Here is a 26,025-nt window from a genome sequence, read left to right as displayed (position 1 = left end):
GATGCAGCTTGAACACCCACGCGGACGGCGGGCCAACGACTGCACCGGCGTTATGCGTCGCCCAAAGGCGAGTCAAGCTGGGGAAGACAGCTAGAACGGCTTCACGATCACCAGCACGACGATCAACACGACCGCGATGCCGGGAATCTCGTTCATCATCCTTAGGGCGCGCCCGCTGACCGGGCGCTGGCCGGCGGCGAGTTTTCGGCCGTAGCCAACCATCCAGCCATGATAGCCGGACAGGGCGAAAACGAGCGCAAACTTGGTCATGAACCAGCCCTGCTGCCAGGCGTCTGTCACATAAGCGAGCGCCAGGCCCAGTATCCAGACCAGGGACATGGCCGGCGTAATGATGATCGTGCGCAGCTTGCGCTCGCGCTCGATCCAGCGCGCTTCCTCATCCGATCCGGGCGCCGATTCCTGATGATAGACGTAGAATCGCGGCAGCATGAACAGGCCAGCGACCCAGAAGATGACGAAGATGATATGGCCGGCCTTCAACCATGCGTAGGTCACGCCGAGCGCCCATCCAAAATCATCGATCACCGATCGCGTACCAGTTGGAGCAGGCGTTCGACATGAGCGATCGGGGTTTCCTTGATGATGCCGTGGCCGAGATTGAAAATATGCGGCCTCCCCGCGAACACAGATAGGATGCGCGCCACCGCTTTTTCAAGCGCCTCGCCGCCAGCCAGCAAGGCGAGGGGATCGAGATTGCCCTGCGTCGGCAGGTCCTCGGGCAGTTCGCGCGCCGCCCAGGCGGGATCGATCGTCTCGTCCAGCCCGACCGCATCCACCCCGGTTTCGCGCGCATAAGCGGCGAGCCGGGCGCCGGCGCCCTTCGGAAAGCCGATCACGGGCAGATCGGGTCGCCGCGCCTTCACGCCGGCGAAGATCCGCGCGGTCGGCGCGATCACCCATTGCTCGAACTGGGCCGGGGCGAGGCTGCCCGCCCAGCTGTCGAACAATTGCACCGCCTCGACCCCGGCATCGGCCTGGCCGACCAGATAGTCGATCGTCATGTCGGCGATCGTGTCGACGATCTCGGCGAAAGCGGCCGGATCGGCATAAGCGAAGCCGCGCGTCTCGCTCTGGTCGCGGCTGCCCTGGCCTGCGACCATATAGGTCGCGACCGTCCAGGGGCTGCCCGCGAAACCGAGAAAGGTCGTTTCGGCGGGCAGGCGCGATTTCACTTTCTCCACAGTGCGGTAGATCGGCGCCAGCCGGGCCGGGACGCGCTCCAGCCCGGCCAAGGCGGCATCGAGCAAGCGCGGGGAAAGGCGCGGTCCCTCGCCCGGGCCGAAAGTCAGATCCTGGCCCAAAGCGTGCGGCACGATCAGGATGTCGGAAAAGAGGATGGCACCATCGAAGCCGAAGCGGCGGATCGGCTGGAGCGTGACCTCGGCTGCGGCCTCGGGATCGTTGACCAGCGCGAGGAATCCACCCTTCTCAGCCCGCAGCGCGCGATATTCGGGCAGGTAGCGCCCCGCCTGACGCATCAGCCAAACCGGATTTATCTCGGTTTTTCCGCCGTTTAGGACGTTCAGAAGCGGCTTGTACGAACCGGTCATGACGGGCTGGGCGCTCCGCTCTCTTTCTATTCTTATTAGATAATAGAGAGTCTGTTGAAGTGAGTTGGCGTGGGCAAAACGGGGTTTATGGGCTCGCACATATTTTGCCAACAGCTTGACTTGCCGGGAGCCGCGGCTTTGTGCGGATTCGCGTGCATGATCCCCACGATCCACAGTTCGGTCGTGGATTCTTTACCATGTTCGCGGGGCTGTGGACGATTGATGTTCGAACGTGGGCGAATCCTGTCCTTGCCGCCGCACCCAGGCTTCCGCTAGCGATTTCCCCATGTTTTTCCACAGCCCCCGGAATCGTCTCTCGCGATGAAGCAGTTGCATCTGCATCTCATTTCGGACTCGACGGGCGAGACGCTCGACATGGTCGCCAATGCCTGCCTCGCCCAGTTCGATGATGTCGAGGCGATCCGCCATCCTTGGCCGATGGTGCGATCTGAAGGACATCTCGACCGGGTGCTGGACGATGTCGAAAAGCGGCCGGGCCTGGTGCTCTACACCGTGGTCAATCCCACGATTCGCAAGGAGCTCGAGCGCAAGTGCCGGCAGCGCAGGATTCACGCCGTTTCGGTGCTCGATCCGGTGCTCGACGCGCTGGCGGCGGTGAGCGGGCAGCAGGCGAAGGGGCGGTCCGGCCGACAGCACGCACTCGACGCCGCCTATTTCGCCCGCGTCGATGCGATCCAGTTCACCATCGCCCATGACGACGGCATCGGCCCGGAAAACTGGGAGGAAGCGGACATCATCCTCGCCGGCGTCTCCCGCACTTCAAAGACACCGACCAGCATCTACCTCGCAAATCGTGGCTTCAAGGTCGCCAATGTGCCCCTCGTGCGGGAATCGCCGCCGCCGCCGTCGTTGTTCCTGCTCAAACACCCGTTGATCGTGGGCCTCACCACCAATCCCGAACGGCTGATCCAGATCAGGCGCAACCGGCTGCTCTCGCTTAACCAGGCGCCGGAGACAGACTATGTCGACGGCGACGCGGTCAATGCCGAGCTGGCCTTCGCGCGCCGCATGTTCGCCGATCAGGGCTGGCCGGTGATCGACGTGACGCGCCGCTCGATCGAGGAGAGCGCGCTCGCTATTGCGAAGCTCTATGCGGAGAGGTTGGAGAAGGCGGCCGGATGACGCTGTTGCTCGCCTCCAGAAGCGCGACGCGGCGGCGGATGCTGGCTGATGCCGGCGTGCGCTTCGCGCTTGTCGATGCGTCCCTCGACGAGGAGGCGGCCAAGCTTGACGTCATGGCCTCAAGCGCGGCGGATGCCCGAATGCTCGCCGGAAAGCTGGCGGAAGCGAAGGCGCTGAGCGCTGCGGCACCTGCCGATGCGCTGGTGCTGGGCGCGGATCAGGTGCTGGAAACCGAGCAGGGTGCCGTGTTGAGCAAGGCCGCATCGCGTTTGGAGCTGCGCGATCAGCTCCGGCGGCTGGCGGGGAAGAGCCATCGGCTCCACTCGGCCGCGTCGATCGTGCAGAACGGGACGCCCGTCTGGTCGGCGACCGAAAGTGCCAAGCTCGTCATGCGCGATTTCAGCGATGCCTTTCTCGAAGCCTATCTCGACCGTAATTTTGAATCGGTGCGCTGGAATGTCGGCGGCTATGCGATCGAAGGCGCGGGCGCGCAGCTATTCGATCGGATCGAGGGCAGCCATTTCGCGATTCTGGGCCTGCCGCTCATCCCTTTGCTCGCTTTCCTGCGCGAGAGGTCTATGATCGCTGCATGATCGTCCTGGGACTCACCGGCTCCATCGGCATGGGCAAGTCCACGGTCGCGCGCATGTTCGCCGACGAAGGCGTGCCGGTCTTCGACGCCGACGCGGCGGTTCGGCACCTGCAGGGTCCGGGCGGCATGCTGGTCGATGCGATCGAAGCGGCCTTTCCGGGCACGACGGGGCCGGAGGGCGTTGATCGCGAGGCTCTGGCGGCGCGGGTGCTCGCCGATCGGGCGATCCTGAAGCAGCTCGAGGCCATCGTTCATCCAGCGGTGGGTGACGCCCGCGTAGCGTTTCTGGCCGAACATGCCGAAAGGCCGCTTGTGCTGCTCGACATTCCGCTGCTCTTCGAAACGGGTATGGACGAAGTCGTCGACAAGATCGCCGTCGTCTCGGCGGACGAAGACATCCAGCAAATGCGCACGCTGGCGCGGCCCGGCATGACGCCCGAGAAATTCGCGCGCATCCTGTCGCACCAAACACCGGATGCCGAGAAGCGTGCGCGCGCGGATTTCGTGATTCCGACCGATGTTTCAATGGACGCGACGCGCGATGCGGTGCGCAAGGTGATCGCCGCTTGCCTCGCCGCGCCGGCGGATTCATAGGCTGGCCATGCGCGAGATCGTCTTCGACACCGAAACCACCGGCCTCAGCCCCGTCAATGGCGACCGCCTGGTCGAGATCGGCTGCGTCGAGCTCTTCAACCGGGTCGAAACCGGTCGCACCTTCCATTCCTATTTCAATCCGGGCCGCGCGATGCCGTCCGAAGCCGAAGCGGTGCACGGGCTGTCCGAACGCTTCCTTTCCGACAAGCCGGTCTTCGAGGACATCTGCGAGTCGCTGCTCGACTTTATCGGCGATTCGCCGCTGGTCGCGCACAATGCGACCTTCGATTTCGGCTTCATCAATCACGAGCTGGGCGGCTGCGGCCGACCGACCGTCTGCCATTCGCGAATGGTCGACACGCTCGCCATCGCCCGTCAGAAATTTCCGGGCGCCAAGCACAGCCTCGACGCGCTCTGCACCCGTTTTGGGGTCGATCGCTCGCTCCGCGTCAAGCATGGCGCGCTGATCGACGCGCAATTGCTCGCCCAGGTCTATGTCGAGCTGACCGGCGGCCGGCAGATCGGGCTGACGCTGGTTGCGGACTTGGTCACGGCGGAAGCCCGGCCCGCCGACATGTTGGTCGAAGCCGCGCCGTCGGTACGCGTCGCGCGTCCGCCCCGCCCGCACGGACCGAGCGAGGCGGAGTTGGCGCGCCATGCGACATTCCTGGCCGGGATCAAGGATCCGATCTGGAATCGACTCGGCGGCCGCGGTTGACCTTGCGCGAACGTGCGCCCACATGCCGGGCGTGATATTTCAGGGCCCTGTTCGGGCTCTTCATCGGGAGCCAGGTGATGGACATTCGTGTCTCCGGCCATCAGATCGATACCGGCGAGGCGCTGCGCAACCATGTCGATCAGAGGCTGAACGGGATCGCCGACAAATATTTCTCCCGCGCCGTTTCGGCGCAGGTGACGTTCGGCAAGGGTCCCTATGACCGAAGTTTCACCTGTGACATCGTCGCTCATGTGCCGCAGGGCGTCGTCCTGAAGGGTCGTGCCGCGGCCAACGACGCCCATGTGGCGCTCGACCAGGCCGCCGACCGGATCGAGACCCAGCTTCGCCGCTATAAGCGCAGGCTGAAGGACCGGCATATGCAGGTCGCTCATGCCGAAGCAGAGATCGATGCCGCCTACACCGTGTTCGCGCCGCCGCCGGAGACCGAGGAGCCGGTCGATCATCCACCGGTTGTCGCCGAGACCCGCGTCGATATTCCGAATGCGACCGTGTCTGATGCGGTGATGCTGCTCGACTTGCGCGACACCAATGCGCTCATGTTCCGCAACAGCGCGACAGACCGCTTCAACATGGTCTATCGGCGGGGCGACGGCACGATCGGCTGGGTCGAGCCGAAGCAGGCCTGACCTTTCCGCACCATTTTTCCCGCAACAGGGGCCGGGCCCGTGCCCGATACAATGATGAGCGATTTGAACGAAATACTGACCGGCGACGCGGTGGAGGCGAGCCTCACCGTGACCAACAAGAAGGCGCTGTTCCAGCTGCTGGCCGCCACGATGAGCCGCAGGACCGGGATCGCGGTAAGGGACATCGTCGCGGCGCTGAACGCTCGCGAAAAGCTCGGCTCGACCGGTTTCGGCGGCGGTGCGGCGATCCCGCACGGCAAGGTCGAGGGTCTTGGCCAGGTCGTCGGCGCTTTCGCGCGCCTGTCCCAGCCTATCGATTTCGGCGCGGTCGATGGCCTGCCAGTCGACCTCGTCTTCATGCTGCTCTCGCCGCCCGATGCCGGCGCCGATCATCTGAAGGCGCTCGCCAGCGTCAGCCGCGCCTTCCGCGACCGCGCGACCATGGCCAAGCTGCGCGGCGCGGGCTCGAAAGATGCGCTCTACGCGCTGCTGGCGGGAGAGGAAGCCAGGAATGTCGCCTGAAGGGGGCGAGCGTGCCCATTTCCGCGCGCTTGAATCCCTCTACGCCGCCGCGCCGGTCAACGCGCTGTTCGAGTCCCGACTCGAGATCGTCGAGCCCGGCTTCGCGCGCATCCGCTTCGAGATCGTCCCGGAGAGCTTCCATGCCGCCGGCGCCGCGCATGGCACCGTCTATTTCAAGATGATGGACGATGCCGCCTTTTACGCCTGCAACAGCCTGGTCAGCGACCGCTTTCTGCTTACCACCGCCTTCAACCTCGTCTTCACCCGGCCGCTCAAGGCCGGGCCGGTGATCGCCGAAGGACGCTGGATCAGCGGCAAGCGCCGCGTGTTCGTCGGCGAGGCGCGGCTGGTAACGCCCGACGGCGAGGAGGCCGGCCGCGGCACCGGCACCTTCATGCGCTCGCATATCCCGCTCGCCGGCCTCGAGGGCTATCGGCCGGCCCGATGACGCCGCGGCTGGCGAGCTCGGTCCTGGTCGGCGCGCTGATTCGCCGCGCTGAGTCCGAAGGAGGTTTCGGCGCGATTGTCGCAAAAGGGGACGCGACCGCCGGCGCAATCGCCGTCGTTCTGCGTGAACGCGGCCGTCCCGCCGCTTTGCTCGAGCGCGCATTGCAGCTCGACGGGCGCTATACGTGGCAAGATGTTTCGTCGCAAGGCACTGATACTGAAATGGAATTTTCCGACTTGCTTGAACGCAAGCGGCGCTTCGATCCCGATCTGTGGATCGTGGAACTGGATATCGTATCGGCCGAACGCTTCGCCGCTGAAATGAACGGGTTCGGTTGACGTGGTCGGCGGGCGGCTCTAGCGGGCTTGAAGCACTCAGAGCGGGGGCCGACCGCGATCCGGGCAGGACCAGGCGGCACGCGAGACGGGAGGGAGACCGGGGTGAACGATTCTCGCCCGTCATGGCTCGGCCGACCGCAATGATTAGAGTTTCAATGCGAAGCAACGTTCGCACCGCGGCCCTCGCCGCGGCGGCCATCTGTTTTTCCGCGGCCGCCGGCCTGGCCGGTTTTGCCGGACCTTCGATCGCTTCGGAGGCGGCGGGCGCCCCGGCTTCCTCCTATGCCGCCCATGCCGGCCTCGCACTCCAGCAGAGCGGCGATCTCGGCCTCAACGCGGCCAACGAGCCCGCCCGGCTCGCCCAGGACGTGGATTTCTCCACCCCCATCGCCACCCATGCGATCGCGCCGGCCGAGCAGGGCGAGATTCTGCGCGAGGCGGAACGCGACGGACGCTCGTTGGCGGCGCTGGTCGATGATTATGCCGGCACCGAGACGCCGGACGAAGAGGCCGAATGTCTCGCCCGCGCCGTTTATTACGAATCCAAGGGCGAACCGCTCACGGGGCAGCTCACTGTCGCCGAGGTCATCATCAACCGCTCGCGGTCCGGTCGGTTCCCCGATTCGATCTGCGGCGTGGTGCGCCAGGCCAGCCAGTTCTCGTTCGTCCGCCGTGGTGTCATCCCGACCCCGCCGCAAGGTTCGCGCGACTGGCGCATCGCGGTCGCGATCGCGCAGATCGCCATCCGGGATCTCGCCGATGGCGGCGCGCCAAACGCGCTGTTCTTCCATGCCCGTCACGTCAATCCGCGCTGGCGTCTGACCCGGGTCGCCACGATCGGCAATCACGTCTTCTACCGCTAGGCTCCGTAGCTTGGCCGGTTGGATCGGCCCGCTCTCCAGTGCCCGGAGAGCGGGCCTTTTTCTCGACCGGCTTTTGCCTGTTCCCGTTTCATTCTAAGTGAAAGACATGATCAGCCTGCCCGAGTCGCACCCATGCTTCGCCGATCTGCCGCTGATCGCGCAGGATGTCGCGCGCGGCGTTACGCGATTGTTCCACCGCTGCGATCTCTACGGCATTTGCGAGGCGCCGCTGCCCAATGGGCGCCGCGCGGATCTGATGGCGATCTGCGGCAGGGGTCTGCTCACCATCGTCGAGATCAAAGTGTCGAAAGCCGATCTGATGGGCGACCGCAAATGGACCGACTATCTCGACTATTGCGACTATTTCTACTGGGCGGTGCCGGCGGGTTTCGCGCTCGATCCGTTCGATGGCGATGCGCTCGGACCCGATCGCGCGGGGCTGATCGTCGCCGATCGCTATGACGCTGAAGTCATCCGTGCCGCGCCCTGCCACCCGCTCGCCGCGGCGCGGCGCAAGGCGGAAACGCTGCGCTTCGCCCGCCGCGCCGCGCGGCGGCTGGCCGGAGATCTCGATTCCGGCCTGGCAGGACAGGACTAGGATCGAATCAAGGTTCGTCGGTCTCCGTCGCCGACCGGTCGCCGCCTTCCAGCGCGCGCAACACAGCCGACCCGCGCCGATCCTGCCGTGCATAATCGATCGCGGAATAGCCGGCGATGCTGTCGGTCTGATTGGGATCGGCTCCCTGCGAGATCAGCAACCGCACCATCGGCAGGTCCAGCCGCTGAACGGCGAGGATCAGAGCCGTTTCGCCACGATTGTTGGCGAGATTGACGCTTGCGCGCCGGGCGAGCAGGCGCTCCGCACCGTCGCGCCAGCCGATCTGCGCGGCGAGCATCAGCGGTGTCGAGCCGTCATTGCTCTGGAGATCCGGACGCGCGCCGCGGCTCAGCAGGAAACCGAGCCAGTTGAGGTCGCGGCCGCGCACCAATATGTGCAGCGCGCCTTCGCCGGTCGATTGCTCGCGCGCATTGATCGCGACCGAGCTGGCGTTCGACGTGATCGTATCGACTGTGGCGCCGTCGCGCTCGCGCACCGCCTTCAGGAAACGGAAGCCTTCCGAAAAGCCCATCTGGGCGATGCTCGGCACGGCGAAAAGCGCCAGCAGCACCGCCGCGAGGACGCGAACCTTGGTCTTGCCCATGATTGCAATCAATTCCCGCTGCTATTCGACTTGATTGCGGCAGCTTAGCAAAGCAAGGCTTGGCGCGCCATGAACGAAAGCGCGATCACCCGCCCATTTTCCCTGCTGGCCCTGCTACTGGTGCTGTTGCTTGCCGGCTGTGACGCCGCGCCGCCCGAGGCGCCGCCGCTCCAGGGTGCAACGATGGGCGGTCCGTTCACACTGACCGACCAGGACGGGCGGCGAGTCAGCGACGCGGATTTCGCGGGCAAATACCGGATCGTCTATTTCGGCTTCACCTATTGCCCGGACGTCTGCCCGGTCGATCTGCAGGTGATCGGCGCGGGTCTGCGTCAGTTCGAGGAAAGCGATCCGGCCCGGGCGGCCCGGGTGCAGCCGCTCTTCATCAGCGTCGATCCCGCGCGCGACACGCCGGAGGTGATGCGCGCTTATGTCGCGAACTTCCATCCCCGACTGATCGGTCTCACCGGCAGCGAACAGGAGGTGGCCGACGCGGCACGCGCCTATGGCGTCTATTTCAGCCGGGGCACGCCCAATGAACAGGGCGCCTATCTGGTCGATCACAGCCGGATCATCGTGCTCTACGACCCCGAAGGCGAGCCGGTCGCCATCATTCCCCATGATGAGGGGCCGGGGGCTCTGGCCGCCGAGCTCGCGCGCTGGGTGCGATGAGGACGCGTTTCTGGGAATTGCCGCTGGAAACGCTCGACCGGGCGGAGTGGGAGGCCTTGTGCGACGGCTGCGGCAAATGCTGCCTGCACAAGCTTGAGGATGAGGAGACGGGCGAACTCTATCCTACCAACGTCGCGTGCCGCCTGCTCGACCGCAAGAGCTGTCGTTGCAAGGATTACCGGAACCGGCGCGCCTTCGTGCCCGATTGCGTGCGGCTCGATGCGGAGAGCCTGTGCGGGATCGACTGGCTGCCCTCGACCTGCGCCTATCGGCTGCGCGCGGAGGACAAGCCCCTGTTCGATTGGCACTATCTGATCAGCGGCGATCCGGAGAGCGTGCACGAAGCCGGCATATCGGTGCGCGGCTGGACGGTGTCGGAGGATGATGTCGGCGATCTCGAACATTATCTCGTCGATCGCGCGCTCTGACGCGGACCTGGACGGGCTGCCGCTCACCATCCGGGTCGATCCGCGCGCGCGCCGCCTGCGGCTCAAGGTCGATCGCCGAGCGCGTGCCTTGCTGCTGACGGTACCGCCCCGCGTCTCGCGCCGCCGGGCGCTGGCCTGGGCCGCGGAACATCGCGAATGGGCGGAGCGCGCGCTGACGGCGCTGCCCGCAAATGTGCCGTTCGCACCCGGCGCGACGATTCCGGTGGAAGGAATCCCGCACAGGATCGATTGGTCGTCGGCCCGGCCACGCCGGATCGAAGTGGCGGATGGACGGTTGCTGGCAGGTGGGCCGATCGAAGGGCTGGATCGCCGGGTGCGGCGCTGGCTGAAAGAGGCGGCAATCGCCACGCTCGATGCCGAAACGCGCGAATATGCGGCCAAGGCCGGCGTCATGCCGTCACGGGTGAGTATCGGCGATCCGGTGTCGCGCTGGGGCAGCTGCGCGGCGTCTGGCGCGATCCGCTATAGCTGGCGGCTGATCCTGGCGCCCGAATTCGTGCGCCGCGCGACCGTCGCGCACGAGGTCGCTCATCTCGTGCACATGAATCACGGGCCGGCCTTCCACGCGCTGGTCGCCGACCTGTTCGGCGCCGATCCCCGCCCCGCCCGCGCTTGGCTGAGACGCGAGGGCGCTGGCCTGCATTTCGTCGGCGCGACTTAGAAGGGGCGCTGTTCCGGGCGGCGCGGCGGCTCACGCGCCGGCGGCTGGTCGCTCTGGCGCGGCCGGGTCAACGTGCGCTCGAGCCAGGAGCGGTCGAGCCGCTGCTGATCGTCTGGCTTTTCGTCCTGGACGGGCGGGGTCGGACGGTCGCCGAGAATGATCTCGTCGCTGGGCGGCGGCGGGGCGAGCGGATTGCCGTCGGCGTCCATCATCGGCCCGTCCTGCGGCGGCGCGTACCAGAGGTCCTCTTCCGGATCGACCTGCCATTCCGGCGCCGAGGCTTCGGTCGCGAAGGGCTCGGGCGCGCGGTTGGCGACGGCGCGGCTCATATAGGCGCGGAAGGCCTGGGCCGGCGCGCGGCCGCCGGAGAGGCCGGCCAGCCGGCGATTGTCGTCGCGGCCCATCCAGACGCCGGTGGTGATGCCGCTGGAAAAGCCGACGAAATAGCCGTCGCGGTTGGAGGAGGTGGTGCCGGTCTTGCCCGCCGTCGGCCGGCCGAGATCGGCGGCGCGGCCGGTGCCGTTGGTGACGACGCCCTGGAGCAGCTCGGTCATCTGCGCGGCGACCCAGGGCTGGACGAGCACGCGCCCGCCTTCCTCCTGATGCTGGTAGAGCAAGGTGCCGTCGGCGGTGGTGACGCGGCGGATGCCGTAGGGGATGACCGAGACGCCGCCGCGCGCCACCGCGGCATAGGCCCGCGTCATGTCGATCAGCCGGACCTCGGACGAGCCCAGCGCCATGGCCGGGCTGGTATTGACCCGGGTGGTGATGCCGAAGCGCTGCGCCATGTCCGCCACGGACCGGGTGCCGACCTGCTGGGCGAGCCGGACCGCGACGGTGTTGATCGAATAGGCGAAGGCGGCGCGCAGCGGCACCGGGCCGACATTGCGGCCATTGTCGTTGCGCGGGCTCCACCCGTTGATGGTGATCGGCGAATCCTCGACGATCGTGTTCGGATTGAAGCCCGCCTCCAGCGCGGTGAGATAGACGAAGAGCTTGAACGACGAACCGGGCTGGCGCGTCGCCTGGGTCGCGCGGTTGTAGATCGAGCTTGCATAATCGCGGCCGCCGACCATCGCGCGGACCGCGCCGTCGCGGTCGAGCGAGACGAGCGCGCCCTGCGCGCCCTGCGGCGCATTGGCGTTGATCGCTTCGGCGGCGGCGCGCTGCATGCCGGCGTCGATCGTGGTCCACACATCGATCGGCGCATTGGTCTCGTCGATCAGCATGTCGAGCTGGGGCAGCACCCAGTCGACGAAATAGCGCGTCACGTCCTGCCGCCGCTCCTGCCGCGCCAGTTGGACGTCCTGCGGATTGGCGGCGTTCGCCTGGGACGGCGTGATGGCGCCGTTGCGCACCATCAGCCGCAGCACGACGCTGGCGCGTTCCCGCGCCGCCTCGGCATCGGCGGTCGGCGAATAGTTTGACGGCGCCTTGACCAGGCCGGCGACGATCGCGGCTTCCGCGACGCTCATCTCGGTGGCGCTGTGATCGAAAAAGAGGCGCGAGGCGGCGTCGATGCCATAGGCGCCGCCGCCGAAATAGACGCGGTTGAGATAGAGCTCCAGCACCTGGTCCTTGGAGAATTTCCATTCGAGCGCGAGCGCGAGAATGCCCTCGCGCACCTTGCGCACGAAGCTGCGGTCGTTGGTGAGGAAGATGTTGCGGGCGAGCTGCTGCGAGATGGTGGAAACGCCGCGCACCCGGCCGCCGTCCGTCCAGCCCACCCAGATGCCGCGCGCGATGCCGATCGGATCGACGCCGGGATGCGAGCGGAAGCGGCGATCCTCGACCGCGATCATCGCGTCGCGCATGATCGGCGGGATCTGGTCATAGCGCAGCCATTCACCGAATACGGGGCCCATCGAATGGATCACCGTGCCGTCGGCGGCGCGCACCCGGATCATCTGGCCGAGATCGTCCCGGCGGCTGAGCTCGCTGTAGCTGGGCAGCTGGTTGACCGCGACCGCGACCGCGACGCCCAGCGCGACGAGCGAGACGAGCAGCAAATAGGCTGCGATCTTGAAGCTGGAGACGATGAACCGCCGGATGCGGGACCGGGGAGGGGCGCTGGCCATCAAGGGCTACCGATAGGGGCGGCGAGTCATGGCGGCAAGCAGAAGCGCGCGGCGCCTTAACCGGGGCTTACTTCGGCCAGGGTTTGTTTCAGCGAAGCTGAAAACGATCCTAATCCCGCCGTTCGAAATCGAGGCTGGCCGAATTGATGCAGTAGCGCAGTCCTTCCGGCCCCGGGCCGTCTGGAAAGACATGGCCCAGATGGCTGTCGCATTTCGCGCAGCGCACTTCGGTGCGGACCATGCCGTGGCTGCGATCCTCGATCAGCGTCACATGGTCCTGCGCCGCCGGGCTGGTGAAGCTCGGCCAGCCGCTGCCGCTGTCGAACTTGGTGTCGCTGTCGAACAGCAACGTGCCGCAGCCAGCGCAGCGATAGCCGCCTTCATCGTGATTGTCCCAGTAGATGCCGGTGAAGGCACGCTCGGTGCCACCCTCGCGCAGCACATGATAGCCTTCGGGGGAGAGCCGGTCGCGCCATTCGGCGTCGGTAAGGTCGATCCTGTCCATAACGCGAATGTGGGGCGTCCGGCATGCGCGATCAATGCCGAGCATCTTGCTGCCCCCGGCTGGATGGCGCGGACGAAATCCGAAGTCGTCTGGCGCGACATTTCGGCGGCGCGTTGCTAGAGTGGTTCCATGTCCGACATCGCCCGCCTTCCCGTCGCCGACGCCGATCCGCTGGATCACCTCAGCCTGCCCGGCTGGGTCTATCGCGATCCGGAATTTTTCCGGGCCGAGATGGCTCGCGTCGTCCGTCCCGCCTGGCAGATCGTCTGCCATGTCAGCGACATGGCAGGACCGGGCGACTGGCGGTCGCTCGATATCCTGGGCGAAAGCGTGATCGTCATCCGCGGTGCGGACGGCAGGGCCAGGGCATTTGCCAACATCTGTCGCCATCGCGGCGCGCGGCTAGTGGACGGCACGGACGGCTGTGCGAAACGGCTCACCTGCCCCTATCATGCCTGGACCTATGCCGCCGACGGCCGGCTGATCGGCGTTCCGCACAAGGAGGATTATCCGGGGCTGGACCTGGCCGCGCACGGGCTGATCCCGGTCGATCTGGAGGAATGGCGCGGCTTCCTCTTCGTCCGATTGGAAAGCGGTGGGCCGAGCGTCGCCGAGATGATGGCGCCCCATGAGGCGGATATCGCCCCGCATCGGTTCGAGGATTTGAAGGCGATCGGCCGGATCACGTTGCGCCCGCGCGAGGTGAACTGGAAGAATGTCGCCGACAATTATTCGGATGGGCTCCACATCGATGTCGCCCACCCCGGGCTCGATCGCCTGTTCGGCGCCAGCTACGAGATCGAGGCGGGCCTGCATGTCGACCGCATGGCAGGCGAGTTGCTTGAGCGGCCGTCTGCCAATCTGTCCGAACGCGCCTATCAGCGCTTTCTGCCCGACGGCGCCGGACGGACCTGGCTCTATTTCAAGCTGTGGCCGAACATCGCGTTCGACATCTATCCCGACCAGGTCGATTTCATGCATTTCGTGCCGGTCTCGCCGACGCAGACGCTGATCCGCGAGATCAGCTATGCCGTACCGGATGGCCGGCGCGAGATGAAGGCGGCGCGTTATCTCAACTGGCGGATCAACCGTCAGGTCAATGCCGAGGACACCGGGCTGATCACCCGCGTCCAGCAGGGTATGAGCTCGTCTCTCTATCGGCCGGGACCGCTCGGCGAGAGCGAGGTCTGCCTGCGCAGCTTTGCGCGCAAGCTCAGGCGGATCATTCCCCAAGCGCGGCTGGATTCGCCGCCGCCGCCGGGCTGGAGCGGTTTGCCCGGATCGTGAGCAGATAGATCGGAAATCCAGCCGCGATCAGGACGATGCCCCAGGCCACCGCCTCCGCGCCGGCGCCGTACAAGGTCCAGATCGCATAAAGGGCCGCAAGCGAAGCGATCATCGTCAGCACCGCCGATCCGGCCATTCGGTCCGTCCGTTGCAGACGTAAGGCGGCGAGTGAGCAAGCGAGGTAGAGAACGAGCGCGGCCGCTGTCGAAACCAGTGCCATGAACGTGAAAAGGCCGCCGATCGAGCGTGAATAATTGGCCGCGATCAGGAGCGAGGCGAGCGAGCTGGACAGGATCTGCGCTCTCACCGCTATGCCGTTCGCGGAGGTCTTCGCGAACCAGCGCGGAAAAGTGCCTTGGCGGGACATGGTGAGGAGCATTTCCCCCTGAAGCAGAGTCCATCCATTGATGGTGCCGATCGCGCTCACTGCCGCAAACAGCGCGACGAACATGGCGAGGCCCGGGCTCCAGTAGAGCGCGACGAAATCGGCGAGAGGGGCGTTCGATGCCGCCGCCTGCTCGGCCGGCATCAACAGGATCACTGGAGTCGAGACGAGCAGATAGACCGCGCCCACGATCAGAATGCCGATCATGGTCGCGCGCGGGATGTTGCGGGCGGGATCGCACACCTTGCCCTCGCCCACCGCCGCCGCTTCGACGCCGAGCAACGCCCACAAGGTCAATGTCGCCGCCGTGGTGATTCCGGCAAGGCTGACATCCTCGGTCCGAAACGGCAATTGCGCTACCTGACGGCCTTCGCCGACCACCAGCGCGGAGATCAGGATCACCGCAATCAGTGGAATCAGTTTGATGAGGGTGGTCACCAGTTGAAAGCCGCCGGCCGCGCGCACGCTGGCGCAGTTGATCGCGGTCAGCGACCACAGCAGCGCGATCGTGGCGGCCGCGCCCAGCCCCGGCGCGTTTGCGAGCGCCGGCGCGAACAGGGAGAGGTAGCTGATCGCCGCGACCGCGATCGCGGCGTTGCCGACCCAAGTCGCGATCCAGTAACTCCACATGACCGCGAAAGCGGGCATGGGCCCGAACGCTGCCTGGACGAAGACGTAGGGGCCGCCGGCTTTCGGCATCGCGGCGGCCAGTTTGGCGAAAACGTAAGCGACGCACAGCACTCCGCCGATTGAAAACAGCCAGCCGAAAATGGCGTTCCAGCCATAAGGCGCGAGCTGCGCGGGCAGCAGGAAAATGCCCGATCCGATCATGTTGCCGACGACCAGCGCCAGGCAGAGCCAGAAGCCGAGCGCGCGCGCCTTGTCTTCGGATGACGTCATGATGGCATTTCCCCCTTGCGCGCGGTTTTGCGCGCGCAAGGGATCATACGCAATGGTGGAGTGCTGGATGTGCTGTAGAGGTGAAGTTTGATCATCCGGCGCGATGTCCCCCGGACATCGCGGTTCGACCGAGGGTCGAACTGCCCGAATGATGGTGCGGTCGAGAAGACTCGAACTTCCACGGCCTTTCGGCCACAGCGACCTCAACGCTGCGCGTCTACCAGTTCCGCCACGACCGCACGTGATGCACGCCGGGAGGCCCGGCGCCGGTAGGAAGCGGGGCCTCTAGCAAAGCCTTCGGGGCCGTGCAACCGCACTCAATAGAGGAACATCGGCATACCCTCGACCCGCATCAGCCGGGCGCGGTAGCCCGCCTTGTCGTAGAGCGCGGTCACGTCCACCGATTTGGTGCCCTGAAGCAGCGTATCGTTGGGGACATGGCCGTAATTGCCGTCGGAAAGCGTCACCATCCGCGCCGTCTCGCCGCGCGCGAGGAGCTGGACGGCGAGGCCGCCGAAGGCGAAGCCGACCATCCGGTCCATCGCGTCCGGCGCGCCGGCGCGCATCAGATAGGCCAGTTCCTGGATCACCGTGCCGATGCCCAGCTTCGCCTCGATCGCGCGGCCGAGCCGGCGGCCGACGCCGGCCTGGTCGCGCTGGGTCGCGGTGCGGGAGAGATCGCCGGCCTCGTTCATGCCGGCGATGCTGGCGCCTTCGGATATGACGCACATCGCATAGCCGGCCGGGTTGGAGGCCTTGTCCTCGGCGAGCAGCGGTAGCAGCAGATCGAGATCGGCCGGCACCTCGGCGATCACGGTGCGGTCGACCTGGGCGAGGAAGCCGGACAGCAAGGCGGTCTCGCCGCTGCGCCGGCCGAACAACTCCACCACCCCGATCCGCTCATGGCTTTCGACGGTGGTCCGCAGCGCGTTGATCGCCTCGACGGATCGGCTGACGGCGGTGGAGAAACCGATGCAATAGTCCGTGCCGAACACGTCATTGTCCATCGTCTTGGGGACGGAGATGACCGGCACGCCCTGCGTCGCGAGATGGGCGGAGAAACGCAGCGTGCCGTCGCCGCCCAGCGTCACCATCGCAGCGACGCCGAGCTTCTCCAGCACCTCCAGCACATGGCTGGTGCCGTCGCCATTCTTGTGCGTACGCGGATCGGCGCGCGAGGTGTGGAGCATCGTGCCGCCGCGCCGGTCGATGCCGCGCACGCGCTCGCGGTCGAGCGGGATCGTGTTGGCGGCGATGCTGGCCGGATCGGCGGGGTCGATCGCCATCACGCCGTCCCAGCCGCGCCGGAAGCCGATCACGCTCCAGCCGAGATCGTCGGCGGACAGCACGACCGAACGGATGCAGGCATTGAGGCCGGGGACATCGCCGCCCCCCGTCAGGATTCCGATGCGCATCCGCGCACCTTAACGGACGGAATCAGACGGTAAAGCTCTCGCCGCAGCCGCAGGCGCCCTTGGCGTTGGGATTGTCGAAGACGAAGCCGGCGGCGAAATCGTCCTCGCGCCAGTCCATCGTCGAGCCAACGAGGTAGAGGACGGAGGCGCCGTCGATGTAGAAGGCGCCGCCGGGCGTCTCGATCTTCTCATCGAACGGATCGGCTTCGGTCACATAATCCACCGAATAAGCGAGCCCCGAACAGCCGCGCCGGGGCGTCGAGAGCTTCACGCCGATCGCGCCTTCGGGCGCCCTGGCCATCAGCTCCGCCACGCGCGCCTCGGCGGCGGGAGTCAGCAGCACGGCGGCAGGGCGGGCACGGGTCTTGGTTTCGGTCGTCATAGCATTCCGAGCTCCAGCTTGGCCTCGTCGCTCATCTTCTGCGGATCCCAGGGCGGATCCCAGACCAGCTCTACCTCGGCATCGCCGATCCCCGGCACCGCGCCGACGCGCAGCTCGATCTCGCCCGGCATGGATTCGGCGACAGGGCAATGCGGCGTGGTCAGCGTCATCGTCACCTTGGCGTGATGATCGGGCGTGATCTCGACGCCGTAGATCAGGCCGAGATCGTAGATGTTCACCGGGATTTCGGGATCGTAGATATCCTTGAGCGCGGCGATCACGGCTTCATACAGATCGCCGCCCGGCTCGGTCCCTGAAAACGCCGCCGGCTTCTGCGACAGGAAGCCTTCCAGATAGTCGCGCTTGCGCTCGAATGTCTCGATCACGTCCGACACGCGCGCCTTGGGCGGCGCGTCCACGCCGTCCACTTCCTCGATCTCGATCTTCTGCTGCTTGTTCATCCGAAGATTCTCGTCACCCGCTCGATCCCCGCGGCCAGCGCCGCGATATCCTGTCTGCAATTATAGACGCCGAAGCTCGCCCGCGCCGTGGCATCCACGCCCAGCGCCGCCATCAGCGGCTGCGCGCAATGATGGCCGGCGCGGATCGCCACCCGGCTCTCGTCCAATATGGTGCCGACATCGTGGGGATGCACCCCCTCGACCGCGAAGCTGACGATGCCGGCCGAATCCTCCGGCCCGAACAGCCGGACGGAGTTGAGATTGCGCAGCGCCGCGCGCGTCTCGGCGACCAGCGCCGCCTCGTGCGCCGCGATCGCATCGAGGCCGATCCCCTCGACATAGTCGATCGCGGCATGGAGGCCGAGCACGCCGACGACATGCGGCGTCCCCGCCTCGAACCGCGCCGGCGGCGGGGCGTAGGTCGTCTTCTCGAACGTCACCTTGTCGATCATCGCGCCGCCGCCCTGCCAGGGGGGCATGGTCTCGAGGATTTCCGAGCGCGACCACAGCACGCCAATGCCGGTGGGGCCGTAAAGCTTGTGGCCGGAGAAGACGTAGAAGTCGCAATCGAGCGCCGCCACGTCCACGGCCATGCGGGGCACGGCCTGGCAGCCGTCGAGCAGCAGCTTCGCGCCGACCGAATGGGCGATCTCCGCCGCCCGCTTCGCGTCGAGCACGGAGCCCAGCACGTTGGAGACGTGGGCGAGCGCGACCAGTTTGTGCTCCGGCCGGATCATCGCCGCCATCGCGTCGAGATCGATGTTGTGATCCCCGGTCAGCGGCACCACGTCGATTTCCGCGCCCGTCATCTGCCACGGCACGATATTGCTGTGATGCTCCAGCGCCGACAGCAGGATGCGGTCGCCCGGCTTCAGGTTCGCGCGGCCCCAGCTCTGCGCGACGAGATTGACCCCCTCGGTCGCACCGCGCACGAAGACGATTTCCTCCGGCGCGGCGGCTCCCAGGAAGGTCGCGACCCGGCGGCGCGAGGCTTCGAAAGCGAGCGTCATATCGGCCGAGCGCTGATAGACGCCGCGATGGACGGTCGCATAGGTTTCGGCATAGCCGCGCGCGATGGCGTCGATGACGACCTGCGGCTTTTGCGCGGTCGCGGCGGTGTCGAGATAGGCCCAGCCCTCCGGGATCGCCGGAAAATCGGCGCGCCAGTCGAGCGGGAGGGCGGCGATGGCGGGGGCCGCGCTCATACGAGCGCCCCCAGCTTCGCCAGAGCCGCCTGTTCCAGCTCCGGCCCATGCGGGGCGCCGTCGAACAGCCCGGCGACGAAGGCCTGCAGCATGAGCTTGCGCGCTTCGGCGGGCGGCAGGCCGCGCGACTGAAGGTAGAAAAAGCCGCTGGAGTCCAGCTCGCCGACGGCGGCGCCATGCGCGCATTTCACGTCGTCGGCATAAATTTCGAGTTCCGGCTTCGCATTGGCCGTCGCCGTACGGTCGAGCAGCATGGCGCGGACGGATTGTTCGGCATCCGTCTTTTGCGCATCGCGGTCCACGGCGACCTTGCCGAGATAGGTTCCGACCGCTTTGCCGGCGAGCACGGTGCGGATGATCTGCCGGCTGGTCGCGTGCGGTTCGGCATGACGCACGCGGGTGACGATCTCCAATACCTGCGACGCGCCGCCGATCTGCACCGCGTTCAGCGCGAAATCGGCGCCTTCATGCAGGGTCGCGTCGATCTCGATCCGTCCGAACGCTCCGCCGAGATTGAGCAGGTCCAGCCTGGCTTTCGCCCCCTTGCCGAGGCTGAGCGAGAGCTGGTGCACGGCGGCGTCGCCTTCCGGCGCGTCCTGTACGATGGTCCGCTCCAGCCGGCCGCTCGCCGGCACGACGATGTTTTCCGGCGCCGGCAGCGGCCATATCCGCTCCAGCGCCGCGAGGTCGCTATAGCGCCACGCCTCGTCCTTGCGGCTGGGGAGCGGCAAGGTCACGCCGCGACCTCGCGATAGCCTTCGCGCTCCAGCGCCTCGGCCAGCTCGGGCCCGCCGGAACGGACGATGCGGCCACCCGCCAGCACATGGACGAAATCGGGCCGGACGAGATCGAGCAGCCGCTGATAATGGGTGATGAGCAGCACCGCCTTGTCCGGCTTGCGCATGATCCGGTTGATCCCCTCGCCGACGACGCGCAGCGCGTCGATGTCGAGGCCGGAATCGGTCTCGTCGAGGATGGCGAGGACGGGATCGATGATCCCCATCTGCACCATCTCGTTGCGCTTCTTCTCGCCGCCCGAGAAGCCGACATTCACGGCGCGCTTCATCATCTCCATGTCGAGCCCGAGCGCATCGGCCTGTTTGCGCGCCAGCCGCAGGAAATCCCCCGCCGAAAGCTCCGCCTCCCCCCGCGCCCGGCGCTGGGCGTTGAGGGCGGTGCGCAGGAACTGGACGTTGGAGACGCCGGGGATTTCGACCGGATACTGAAAGCCAAGGAAGATGCCGAGCGCGGCGCGCTCGTGCGGTTCAAGAGCGAGGAGATCGATACTTTCTTCGTCACCCCGGACTTGATCCGGGGTCCACCTGTCTTCCGGTGCGTCGGGCGAAGAGAAGGTGGATGCCGGATCAAGTCCGGCATGACGAGGACGGGTGAAGGTCACCGACCCCTCCGTCACCTCATAGCTCGGCCGCCCGGCGAGGACGTAGGCGAGGGTCGATTTGCCCGACCCGTTCGGCCCCATGATCGCATGGATCTCGCCCGGTTTCAGTTCGAGGCTGATCCCCTTGAGAATCGCCTTGCCGTCGATTTCGGCGTGGAGGTTATCGATTTTGAGCATCACCGACTTTCTGTTCGTTGTTGCCTTATTCGATCCATGATTTCGGGCATATCGCGAAGCTGTTGTTCGGAACCTTCAAAGGCATGACGAATAGCCAGATTTCGGCGTTCGGCATCTTGATAATCTGACGCCAGGCTTAGAGCTTGATCAGCGTGGACCACGTCAAGGGTACGGGTTTCCGCACAAGCGCGGATCGCGGAATCCACTGACCGACGAAAGCGAGGGCGATCGGATGTATTCATACCGCCGCGCTCGTTGAGAGACGTCCTAATACACTGCATGTATCGCAGCACCATTGGCGCAATCGGATCAACAATCTCGACGTCGCCGAACTGCAATTCCCTGCCCGATGGCGCGGGGGGGATCTGAGCAATTAACAAAGCAAGCAGCACGCTCATCCCACGCTCCCCTCCAAGCTGATCCCCAGCAGCTTCTGCGCCTCCACGGCGAACTCCATCGGGAGCTGCTGGAGGACCTCGCGGGCAAAGCCGTTGACGATCAGGGCGACGGCGTCCTCGGCGGCGAGCCCCCGGCTCATCGCGTAGAAGAGCTGGTCGTCGCTGATCTTGGACGTGGTCGCCTCGTGCTCGATCTGGGCTGAGGGGTTGCGGACCTCGATATAGGGGACGGTGTGGGCGCCGCATTGGTCGCCCAAGAGCAGGCTGTCGCACTGGGTGAAGTTGCGCACCCCTTCCGCGTTCGCCAGCACGCGGACGAGGCCGCGATAGGTGTTGTTCGATCTGCCCGCGCTGATCCCCTTGGACACGATGGTCGAGCGGCTGCCTTTGCCGAGGTGGATCATCTTGGTGCCGGTATCGGCCTGCTGCCTGTTGTTGGTAAGCGCGACCGAATAGAATTCGCCGACGCTGTCCTGCCCTTTGAGGATGCAGGACGGATATTTCCAGGTGATCGCGCTGCCGGTCTCGACCTGCGTCCACGACACTTTGGAGCGGTCGCCGGCGCAGAGCGCGCGCTTGGTGACGAAATTGTAGATGCCGCCCTTGCCCTCGGCGTCGCCCGGATACCAGTTCTGGACGGTGGAATATTTCACCTCCGCGTCCTCGTGCGCGTAGATTTCCACCACCGCCGCGTGGAGCTGGTTCTCGTCGCGCATCGGCGCGGTGCAGCCCTCCAGATAGGAGACGTAGCTGCCCTTGTCGGCGACGATCAGCGTGCGCTCGAACTGGCCGGTATTCTCGGCGTTGATGCGGAAATAGGTGGAAAGCTCCATCGGGCAGCGCACGCCCTCCGGCACATAGACGAAGGTGCCGTCGGAGAAGACCGCGCTGTTGAGGCAGGCGTAGAAATTGTCGCGCTGAGGGACGACGCTGCCGAGATATTTCTTCACCAGCTCGGGGAATTCGCGGATCGCCTCGGAGATGGAGAGGAAGATGACGCCGGCCTTGCGCAGCTCGTCGCGGAAGGTGGTGGCGACGGAAACGCTGTCGAACACGGCGTCCACCGCGACCTTGCGCGCGCCCTCGACCCCGGCCAGCACCTTCTGCTCCTCGATCGGGATGCCGAGCTTCTCGTAGGTGCGGCGGATTTCCGGGTCGAGCTCGTCCAGCGAGGCCAAAGTCGGCTTCTGCTTGGGCTCGGCGTAATAATAGGCGTCCTGGAAATCGATCGGCGGGATATCGAGCTTCGCCCAGGTGACCTCCTCCATCCCGAGCCAGGCGCGATAGGCTTTCAGGCGCCAGTCGAGCATCCATTCGGGCTCGCTCTTCTTGGCCGAGATGTAGCGGACGGTGTCCTCGTTCAGGCCCTTGGGCGCGAATTCCTGCTCGACGGGGCTGGAGAAGCCCCATTCGTACTTCGCAGCGCGCTCCGCGGCCTCGATCGCCTCGCGGTTCTTGACGTCGGTCACGGCGCCACTCCCTCAATCCGATCATCCCGAGCGAAGTCGAGGGACCCGGCCGAGCGAAGCCGAGGCGTATTTCTCGGCTGCGCTCGAAGGGGTGTCTCGACTTCGCTCGACATGAGCGGTCTGGGGGAGGTGAGGCTGGCGAGGCTCACCCCCGCAAGCGCGCCACGGACGGCGCCATTGACCACGTTCATGTGCGGGCGGACCTGGCAGCAGCTTTCCAGCGCGCAATCGTGGCGCTCCGTGTCGATACAGCTCGTCATCACGATCGGGCCTTCGACCGCCTCGACGATGTCGGCCAGGCTGATCGCGGCGGGCGGGCGGGCGAGGCGGACGCCGCCGCCCGTGCCCCGGCTCGATTCGAGCAGGCCGGCGGTGGAGAGGCGGCTGACCAGCTTCTGCGCGGTGGGGAGCGGAATGCCCGTCTCAGCGCTCAAGGTCGTCGCATTGACCTTGCGCCTTTTGTGGGTCGCAGCGTCAAGCGCCGCTCCCGCGCCGCAATGGCGCGCGGCGGCCGACATCATCACGACGGCATAATCGGCAAGGCTGGAAAGGCGCATATCTTCCGTGTCTTGTTGCGAACCATTCTCAAATCAGACTGATTCGTTCCGATTGGCATGTGGTCGTATCGGGCGGCGAAATCAACCCATGTCGGTGGCCGCGCTTTGACCTGCCACTTTCCCGATGCCATAGCGCCGGGCGATGGCGCTCTATCCCCTCGTTCGGCCGCTGGCTTTCGCGCTCGACGCGGAGCGGGCCCATAGGACGACGATCCGCGCGCTGAAGCTGATGCCCGCCGGCTTGCCGGCCAAGGCCGATCCGGTCCTGTCGATCCGCATCGCCGGCCTCGATTTTCCCAATCCGGTCGGGCTCGCCGCCGGTTTCGACAAGGATGCCGAGGTCTTCCGGCACATGTTCGGCTTCGGCTTCGGCTTCGTCGAGGTCGGCACGCTCACCCCCCGCCCGCAGCAGGGCAATCCGAAACCGCGCCTGTTCCGTCTCGCCGAGGACCGGGCGGTGATCAATCGAATGGGATTCAACAATCAGGGTCAGGCCGCCGCCGCCGCTCGTCTGGCGAAGCGTGATCGTCGGCGCGGCGTTGTCGGCATCAATATCGGCGCCAACAAGGACAGTTCGGATCGGGTGGCGGATTATGCCGCTGGCGTGCGGGCGATGCTGGGGCTGGCCGATTATCTTACCGTCAACATCTCCTCGCCCAATACGCCGGGCTTGCGTGCGCTGCAGGACGAAGGCGCGCTGGCCGAATTGCTCGCCGCCGTGGTCGAGGCGCGAGGTGCGGGGCCGCCCGTCTTCCTGAAGGTCGCGCCGGACCTGGAACGGGCCGACGTGGATGCGATCTCCAAACTTTCGATCGAGCGCGGCGTGGATGCGCTGATCGTCGCCAACACCACGGTCAGCCGGCCGATGTTGCGCTCGCGCCATCGCGGCGAGGCGGGCGGCCTGTCCGGCGCGCCGTTGAAGGCGCTGGCACTGGAGCGGCTGCGCGATTTCCGGCTGGCGACGGGCGGCGCGCTGCCGCTGATCGCCGCGGGCGGGATCGAGAACGGCGTCGATGCTTTCGATCGCATCCGCTCCGGGGCGAGCCTGGTCCAGCTCTACAGCGCGCTCGTCTATCGCGGCCCCGGACTGGCGGGCGAGATCGGTCGCGAGCTGAAGCTGCTGCTGGCGCGGGATGGCTTTGCCTCGGTCGCCGAAGCCATCGGCACCGCCGCGCCCTAGCGCGGCGCCGGCTCGATCAGGACGACCCCCTCGCGGCGCGGATCGGCGCCGCCGTCGATCCGGCCGTCGCGCAGGATGACGCCGTGCAGGCCCGAATCCTCGCCCTGCCCCGGCCGCACCGCGATGCCGCGCGCAGCGAGCGCCTCGACCACGCCGGGCGGAAACCGGTCCGCCTCACCATTGAAATTGCCGCCGCGCGCGATGAGGTTTGGCAGCGCGATGGCCTCCTGCACGGGCAGTCCCCAGTCGACCACGCCGATCATCGCCTTGCCGACATAAGCGAGGATGGCATTGCCCCCCGGCGAGCCGAGCGCGCCCGCGAACCGGCCCTCGGCATCGAGCAGGATCGCCGGCAGCATCGACGAGCGCGGCCTTTTGCCCGGCGCCACCGCATTGGCGGCGGGCCGCCCCTGCGCGTCGCGCGGCAGGAAGGAGAAATCGGTCATTTGGTTGTTGAGGAAGAAGCCGTCGACCATCCGGCCCGAGCCGAACAGCGATTCGACCGTGGCGGTCATCGAAACGACATTGCCCTGCGCGTCGCCGACGATGAAATGGGTGGTGCCGGCGGGCTCGCGGGTCGCATCGCGCGCCGCCACCGGCGCACCGGGCGGCGTGCCGGGCAGCGGGGGCTGCGCCGCCGCGCGCGGGCCGATCAGCGCGGCCCTCTCAGCGACATAGGCCGGATCGAGCAAGCCGGCGATCGGTACGGAGATGAAGGCCGGATCGCCGACGTAAAGATCACGGTCGGCGTATATGAGCCGGCTCGCCTCCGCGAACAGGAACCAGCCTTGTGGATCGGCGGGGCCGTGGGCGGCGATGTCGGTATGTTCGAGCATCGCCAGCAATTGCAGCACGGCGACGCCGCTGGACGGCGGCGGCGGCACGCATATCCGGTAGGCGCGATAGGCGCCGCACAGCGGCTCGCGCTGCGCCGGCTGATAAGCTTCGAGATCGGCCAGGGTCATCGTGCCGGGCAGCGCGCCGGCGCGGGTACGGGCGACGATCCGCTCGGCGGTCGGCCCGCGATAGAGCGCGTCCGAACCCTGCACCGCGAGGCGGGAGAGGAACTCGGCATAAGCGGGATTGCGCAATGTGTCGCCGGTGCGCAACAGCACGCCGTCGGGGCCGCTGAAATAGGCGCGCACGTCCGGCATCGCGTTTTGCGGCGCATTGCCGTGGATGAACCGGCCGAGGCGCGGACTGATCGCGAAGCCGTCGCGCGCGGCGCGTTCTGCCTCGCCGAACAGGCTGCTCCAGGGCAGCCGGCCATGCGCGCGATGGGCGAAGTCCAGCATCCGCACCACGCCGGGTACGCCCGTCGCCCGGCCGCTCACCACCGCCTCACGGAAGGGCAGCGCATTGCCGTCGCCGCCGACGAACATGTCCGGCGTCGCGCCCGCCGGCGCGGTCTCGCGGCCGTCATAGACGTTCACCCGGCCCGACGCCGCATCGTAATGGGTCATGAAGCCGCCGCCGCCGAGGCCGGAACTTTGCGGCTCGACCAGCGAGAGCATCGCCTGGACCGCGATCGCGGCATCGACGGCGCTGCCGCCCTGGCGCAGCACGTTCATGCCCGCCTCGGCCGCGAGCGGGTTGGCGGCGATCACGTAGATTTGCGTCTGTGCCTGTGCGGGCTCGGCGCGCACCTCGGGCGCCGCAGTCGCGCAGCCCGGCAGGGCAAGAACTGCCAACAAGCAAAGCAGACGCGACAGAAGATTCATGCTTTCGGCCTCGCACCACCTGAGGGTCAGGCGGACCTAGCCAAGCCGGGGGGAGGCGTCCACCGCTGATCGCCGTGGCGCTCCAT

General features: G+C 66.6%; 31 protein-coding genes and 1 tRNA gene. 15 read left to right on the top strand and 17 right to left on the bottom strand.

Translation table 11 applies throughout. The features are described from left to right. Positions 1–90: 90 nt before the first annotated feature. Together KF780_03165 and hemE are read right to left on the bottom strand one after the other, a co-directional pair. Positions 91–543: a CopD family protein gene (locus tag KF780_03165; protein MBX3560792.1), complete on the bottom strand. Its 453-nt coding sequence runs from the start codon at positions 541–543 to the stop codon at positions 91–93. After that, entirely contained in the window at positions 543–1,571 is a 1,029-nt protein-coding gene (gene hemE, locus KF780_03160) for a uroporphyrinogen decarboxylase (protein MBX3560791.1), read from the bottom strand. Before hemE ends, KF780_03165 begins: the two co-directional genes overlap by 1 nt. 321 nt (positions 1,572–1,892) lie before the next feature. Between hemE and KF780_03155 the strand changes: the two genes are divergently transcribed. From KF780_03155 to KF780_03110, 10 genes are all read left to right on the top strand, one after another. Beyond that, positions 1,893–2,714, top strand: coding sequence for a kinase/pyrophosphorylase (locus KF780_03155; protein MBX3560790.1), 822 nt, complete (start codon positions 1,893–1,895; stop codon positions 2,712–2,714). Continuing rightward, positions 2,711–3,307 (top strand): Maf family protein, encoded by a 597-nt coding sequence (locus KF780_03150; protein ID MBX3560789.1) that lies wholly within the window; start codon positions 2,711–2,713, stop codon positions 3,305–3,307. The genes KF780_03155 and KF780_03150 overlap by 4 nt, the downstream gene beginning before the upstream one ends. Then, the gene (gene coaE, locus KF780_03145) at positions 3,304–3,900 is read left to right on the top strand and encodes a dephospho-CoA kinase (GenBank protein MBX3560788.1); all 597 of its coding nucleotides are present in this window, start codon (positions 3,304–3,306) and stop codon (positions 3,898–3,900) included. The genes KF780_03150 and coaE overlap by 4 nt, the downstream gene beginning before the upstream one ends. 7 nt (positions 3,901–3,907) lie before the next feature. Next, positions 3,908–4,618, top strand: coding sequence for a DNA polymerase III subunit epsilon (gene dnaQ / locus KF780_03140; protein ID MBX3560787.1), 711 nt, complete (start codon positions 3,908–3,910; stop codon positions 4,616–4,618). A 77-nt stretch (positions 4,619–4,695) separates the two neighbouring features. Further along, on the top strand, positions 4,696–5,265 hold the full coding sequence (gene raiA / locus KF780_03135) for a ribosome-associated translation inhibitor RaiA (protein ID MBX3560786.1): 570 nt from the start codon (positions 4,696–4,698) through the stop codon (positions 5,263–5,265). A 54-nt stretch (positions 5,266–5,319) separates the two neighbouring features. Continuing rightward, positions 5,320–5,787 carry a PTS sugar transporter subunit IIA gene (locus KF780_03130; protein MBX3560785.1) on the top strand — a complete coding sequence of 156 codons (468 nt, stop codon included), beginning with the start codon at positions 5,320–5,322 and terminating at the stop codon, positions 5,785–5,787. Beyond that, the gene (locus KF780_03125) at positions 5,777–6,235 is read left to right on the top strand and encodes a PaaI family thioesterase (GenBank protein ID MBX3560784.1); all 459 of its coding nucleotides are present in this window, start codon (positions 5,777–5,779) and stop codon (positions 6,233–6,235) included. The genes KF780_03130 and KF780_03125 overlap by 11 nt, the downstream gene beginning before the upstream one ends. Beyond that, positions 6,232–6,573 carry a DUF1491 family protein gene (locus KF780_03120; GenBank protein ID MBX3560783.1) on the top strand — a complete coding sequence of 114 codons (342 nt, stop codon included), beginning with the start codon at positions 6,232–6,234 and terminating at the stop codon, positions 6,571–6,573. The genes KF780_03125 and KF780_03120 overlap by 4 nt, the downstream gene beginning before the upstream one ends. A gap of 155 nt (positions 6,574–6,728) precedes the next feature. Continuing rightward, the gene (locus tag KF780_03115; protein MBX3560782.1) at positions 6,729–7,436 is read left to right on the top strand and encodes a cell wall hydrolase; all 708 of its coding nucleotides are present in this window, start codon (positions 6,729–6,731) and stop codon (positions 7,434–7,436) included. 106 nt (positions 7,437–7,542) lie between these two features. Further along, a complete protein-coding gene (locus tag KF780_03110) occupies positions 7,543–8,034 on the top strand; it encodes an MmcB family DNA repair protein (GenBank protein MBX3560781.1) in 492 nt (163 codons plus the stop codon). A gap of 7 nt (positions 8,035–8,041) precedes the next feature. On the opposite strand, the gene KF780_03105 is transcribed toward KF780_03110, so the two are convergent. Next, complete coding sequence (locus KF780_03105) at positions 8,042–8,638, bottom strand: ankyrin repeat domain-containing protein (protein ID MBX3560780.1); 597 nt, start codon at positions 8,636–8,638, stop codon at positions 8,042–8,044. A gap of 69 nt (positions 8,639–8,707) precedes the next feature. On the opposite strand from KF780_03105, the gene KF780_03100 reads away from it, so the two are divergent. Genes KF780_03100 through KF780_03090 form a run of 3 tightly spaced genes read left to right on the top strand, consistent with a single transcriptional unit; the run spans position 8,708 to position 10,420 of the window. Then, positions 8,708–9,310: an SCO family protein gene (locus KF780_03100; GenBank protein MBX3560779.1), complete on the top strand. Its 603-nt coding sequence runs from the start codon at positions 8,708–8,710 to the stop codon at positions 9,308–9,310. Continuing rightward, a complete protein-coding gene (locus KF780_03095; GenBank protein MBX3560778.1) occupies positions 9,307–9,738 on the top strand; it encodes a YcgN family cysteine cluster protein in 432 nt (143 codons plus the stop codon). The genes KF780_03100 and KF780_03095 overlap by 4 nt, the downstream gene beginning before the upstream one ends. After that, entirely contained in the window at positions 9,695–10,420 is a 726-nt protein-coding gene (locus tag KF780_03090; protein ID MBX3560777.1) for a M48 family metallopeptidase, read from the top strand. Before KF780_03095 ends, KF780_03090 begins: the two co-directional genes overlap by 44 nt. Here KF780_03090 and KF780_03085 read toward each other — a convergent pair. Both KF780_03085 and msrB read right to left on the bottom strand, forming a co-directional pair. Continuing rightward, a complete protein-coding gene (locus KF780_03085) occupies positions 10,417–12,498 on the bottom strand; it encodes a PBP1A family penicillin-binding protein (protein ID MBX3560776.1) in 2,082 nt (693 codons plus the stop codon). The genes KF780_03090 and KF780_03085 overlap by 4 nt on opposite strands. 109 nt (positions 12,499–12,607) lie before the next feature. Then, a complete protein-coding gene (gene msrB / locus KF780_03080) occupies positions 12,608–13,003 on the bottom strand; it encodes a peptide-methionine (R)-S-oxide reductase MsrB (GenBank protein MBX3560775.1) in 396 nt (131 codons plus the stop codon). Positions 13,004–13,132: 129 nt separating this feature from the next. Between msrB and KF780_03075 the strand changes: the two genes are divergently transcribed. Then, positions 13,133–14,290, top strand: a complete 1,158-nt coding sequence (locus KF780_03075) for an aromatic ring-hydroxylating dioxygenase subunit alpha (protein ID MBX3560774.1) — start codon at positions 13,133–13,135, stop codon at positions 14,288–14,290. Here the strand turns inward: KF780_03075 and KF780_03070 are convergent. From KF780_03070 to KF780_03020, 11 genes are all read right to left on the bottom strand, one after another. Further along, positions 14,226–15,575 carry an amino acid permease gene (locus KF780_03070; protein MBX3560773.1) on the bottom strand — a complete coding sequence of 450 codons (1,350 nt, stop codon included), beginning with the start codon at positions 15,573–15,575 and terminating at the stop codon, positions 14,226–14,228. The genes KF780_03075 and KF780_03070 overlap by 65 nt on opposite strands. A 152-nt stretch (positions 15,576–15,727) precedes the next feature. After that, a tRNA-Leu gene (locus KF780_03065) sits at positions 15,728–15,814 on the bottom strand. Between the two features lie 78 nt (positions 15,815–15,892). Next, complete coding sequence (locus KF780_03060; protein MBX3560772.1) at positions 15,893–16,990, bottom strand: ATP-dependent 6-phosphofructokinase; 1,098 nt, start codon at positions 16,988–16,990, stop codon at positions 15,893–15,895. A 22-nt stretch (positions 16,991–17,012) separates the two neighbouring features. Beyond that, positions 17,013–17,372 carry an iron-sulfur cluster assembly accessory protein gene (locus KF780_03055; GenBank protein ID MBX3560771.1) on the bottom strand — a complete coding sequence of 120 codons (360 nt, stop codon included), beginning with the start codon at positions 17,370–17,372 and terminating at the stop codon, positions 17,013–17,015. Further along, a complete protein-coding gene (locus KF780_03050) occupies positions 17,369–17,833 on the bottom strand; it encodes an SUF system Fe-S cluster assembly protein (GenBank protein ID MBX3560770.1) in 465 nt (154 codons plus the stop codon). Before KF780_03050 ends, KF780_03055 begins: the two co-directional genes overlap by 4 nt. Then, positions 17,830–19,038 carry a cysteine desulfurase gene (locus KF780_03045; GenBank protein MBX3560769.1) on the bottom strand — a complete coding sequence of 403 codons (1,209 nt, stop codon included), beginning with the start codon at positions 19,036–19,038 and terminating at the stop codon, positions 17,830–17,832. The genes KF780_03050 and KF780_03045 overlap by 4 nt, the downstream gene beginning before the upstream one ends. Further along, positions 19,035–19,775 (bottom strand): SufD family Fe-S cluster assembly protein, encoded by a 741-nt coding sequence (locus KF780_03040; protein ID MBX3560768.1) that lies wholly within the window; start codon positions 19,773–19,775, stop codon positions 19,035–19,037. Before KF780_03040 ends, KF780_03045 begins: the two co-directional genes overlap by 4 nt. Beyond that, positions 19,772–20,614 carry a Fe-S cluster assembly ATPase SufC gene (gene sufC, locus KF780_03035; GenBank protein MBX3560767.1) on the bottom strand — a complete coding sequence of 281 codons (843 nt, stop codon included), beginning with the start codon at positions 20,612–20,614 and terminating at the stop codon, positions 19,772–19,774. Before sufC ends, KF780_03040 begins: the two co-directional genes overlap by 4 nt. Beyond that, positions 20,614–21,012 (bottom strand): hypothetical protein, encoded by a 399-nt coding sequence (locus KF780_03030; GenBank protein ID MBX3560766.1) that lies wholly within the window; start codon positions 21,010–21,012, stop codon positions 20,614–20,616. Before KF780_03030 ends, sufC begins: the two co-directional genes overlap by 1 nt. Continuing rightward, the gene (gene sufB / locus KF780_03025; GenBank protein MBX3560765.1) at positions 21,009–22,481 is read right to left on the bottom strand and encodes a Fe-S cluster assembly protein SufB; all 1,473 of its coding nucleotides are present in this window, start codon (positions 22,479–22,481) and stop codon (positions 21,009–21,011) included. Before sufB ends, KF780_03030 begins: the two co-directional genes overlap by 4 nt. Then, complete coding sequence (locus KF780_03020; GenBank protein MBX3560764.1) at positions 22,478–23,038, bottom strand: Rrf2 family transcriptional regulator; 561 nt, start codon at positions 23,036–23,038, stop codon at positions 22,478–22,480. Before KF780_03020 ends, sufB begins: the two co-directional genes overlap by 4 nt. A gap of 142 nt (positions 23,039–23,180) precedes the next feature. Here KF780_03020 and KF780_03015 point away from each other — a divergent pair, with 142 nt between their 5' ends. Beyond that, complete coding sequence (locus tag KF780_03015) at positions 23,181–24,218, top strand: quinone-dependent dihydroorotate dehydrogenase (GenBank protein MBX3560763.1); 1,038 nt, start codon at positions 23,181–23,183, stop codon at positions 24,216–24,218. On the opposite strand, the gene ggt is transcribed toward KF780_03015, so the two are convergent. Continuing rightward, positions 24,215–25,939, bottom strand: a complete 1,725-nt coding sequence (ggt, locus tag KF780_03010) for a gamma-glutamyltransferase (GenBank protein MBX3560762.1) — start codon at positions 25,937–25,939, stop codon at positions 24,215–24,217. The genes KF780_03015 and ggt overlap by 4 nt on opposite strands. Between the last annotated feature and the right edge of the window lie 86 nt (positions 25,940–26,025).

Source organism: Sphingomonas sp., from assembly GCA_019635535.1.
Classification (GTDB): Bacteria; Pseudomonadota; Alphaproteobacteria; order Sphingomonadales; family Sphingomonadaceae; genus Allosphingosinicella.
Note: the sequence above shows the minus strand (reverse complement) of the source record. Positions and strands in the feature narration are given on the sequence as shown.

What these genes read in the sequence shown, in the direction of transcription:
- hemE (MBX3560791.1), bottom strand. Translation starts at nt 1,571, where the DNA reads ATGACCGGTTCGTACAAGCCGCTTCTGAACGTCCTAAACGGCGGAAAA.
- KF780_03155 (MBX3560790.1), top strand. Translation starts at nt 1,893, where the DNA reads ATGAAGCAGTTGCATCTGCATCTCATTTCGGACTCGACGGGCGAGACG.
- KF780_03150 (MBX3560789.1), top strand. Translation starts at nt 2,711, where the DNA reads ATGACGCTGTTGCTCGCCTCCAGAAGCGCGACGCGGCGGCGGATGCTG.
- coaE (MBX3560788.1), top strand. Translation starts at nt 3,304, where the DNA reads ATGATCGTCCTGGGACTCACCGGCTCCATCGGCATGGGCAAGTCCACG.
- dnaQ (MBX3560787.1), top strand. Translation starts at nt 3,908, where the DNA reads ATGCGCGAGATCGTCTTCGACACCGAAACCACCGGCCTCAGCCCCGTC.
- raiA (MBX3560786.1), top strand. Translation starts at nt 4,696, where the DNA reads ATGGACATTCGTGTCTCCGGCCATCAGATCGATACCGGCGAGGCGCTG.
- KF780_03130 (MBX3560785.1), top strand. Translation starts at nt 5,320, where the DNA reads ATGAGCGATTTGAACGAAATACTGACCGGCGACGCGGTGGAGGCGAGC.
- KF780_03125 (MBX3560784.1), top strand. Translation starts at nt 5,777, where the DNA reads ATGTCGCCTGAAGGGGGCGAGCGTGCCCATTTCCGCGCGCTTGAATCC.
- KF780_03120 (MBX3560783.1), top strand. Translation starts at nt 6,232, where the DNA reads ATGACGCCGCGGCTGGCGAGCTCGGTCCTGGTCGGCGCGCTGATTCGC.
- KF780_03115 (MBX3560782.1), top strand. Translation starts at nt 6,729, where the DNA reads ATGCGAAGCAACGTTCGCACCGCGGCCCTCGCCGCGGCGGCCATCTGT.
- KF780_03110 (MBX3560781.1), top strand. Translation starts at nt 7,543, where the DNA reads ATGATCAGCCTGCCCGAGTCGCACCCATGCTTCGCCGATCTGCCGCTG.
- KF780_03105 (MBX3560780.1), bottom strand. Translation starts at nt 8,638, where the DNA reads ATGGGCAAGACCAAGGTTCGCGTCCTCGCGGCGGTGCTGCTGGCGCTT.
- KF780_03100 (MBX3560779.1), top strand. Translation starts at nt 8,708, where the DNA reads ATGAACGAAAGCGCGATCACCCGCCCATTTTCCCTGCTGGCCCTGCTA.
- KF780_03095 (MBX3560778.1), top strand. Translation starts at nt 9,307, where the DNA reads ATGAGGACGCGTTTCTGGGAATTGCCGCTGGAAACGCTCGACCGGGCG.
- KF780_03090 (MBX3560777.1), top strand. Translation starts at nt 9,695, where the DNA reads ATGTCGGCGATCTCGAACATTATCTCGTCGATCGCGCGCTCTGACGCG.
- KF780_03085 (MBX3560776.1), bottom strand. Translation starts at nt 12,498, where the DNA reads ATGGCCAGCGCCCCTCCCCGGTCCCGCATCCGGCGGTTCATCGTCTCC.
- msrB (MBX3560775.1), bottom strand. Translation starts at nt 13,003, where the DNA reads ATGGACAGGATCGACCTTACCGACGCCGAATGGCGCGACCGGCTCTCC.
- KF780_03075 (MBX3560774.1), top strand. Translation starts at nt 13,133, where the DNA reads ATGTCCGACATCGCCCGCCTTCCCGTCGCCGACGCCGATCCGCTGGAT.
- KF780_03070 (MBX3560773.1), bottom strand. Translation starts at nt 15,575, where the DNA reads ATGACGTCATCCGAAGACAAGGCGCGCGCGCTCGGCTTCTGGCTCTGC.
- KF780_03060 (MBX3560772.1), bottom strand. Translation starts at nt 16,990, where the DNA reads ATGCGCATCGGAATCCTGACGGGGGGCGGCGATGTCCCCGGCCTCAAT.
- KF780_03055 (MBX3560771.1), bottom strand. Translation starts at nt 17,372, where the DNA reads ATGACGACCGAAACCAAGACCCGTGCCCGCCCTGCCGCCGTGCTGCTG.
- KF780_03050 (MBX3560770.1), bottom strand. Translation starts at nt 17,833, where the DNA reads ATGAACAAGCAGCAGAAGATCGAGATCGAGGAAGTGGACGGCGTGGAC.
- KF780_03045 (MBX3560769.1), bottom strand. Translation starts at nt 19,038, where the DNA reads ATGAGCGCGGCCCCCGCCATCGCCGCCCTCCCGCTCGACTGGCGCGCC.
- sufC (MBX3560767.1), bottom strand. Translation starts at nt 20,614, where the DNA reads ATGCTCAAAATCGATAACCTCCACGCCGAAATCGACGGCAAGGCGATT.
- KF780_03030 (MBX3560766.1), bottom strand. Translation starts at nt 21,012, where the DNA reads ATGAGCGTGCTGCTTGCTTTGTTAATTGCTCAGATCCCCCCCGCGCCA.
- KF780_03020 (MBX3560764.1), bottom strand. Translation starts at nt 23,038, where the DNA reads ATGCGCCTTTCCAGCCTTGCCGATTATGCCGTCGTGATGATGTCGGCC.
- KF780_03015 (MBX3560763.1), top strand. Translation starts at nt 23,181, where the DNA reads ATGGCGCTCTATCCCCTCGTTCGGCCGCTGGCTTTCGCGCTCGACGCG.
- ggt (MBX3560762.1), bottom strand. Translation starts at nt 25,939, where the DNA reads ATGAATCTTCTGTCGCGTCTGCTTTGCTTGTTGGCAGTTCTTGCCCTG.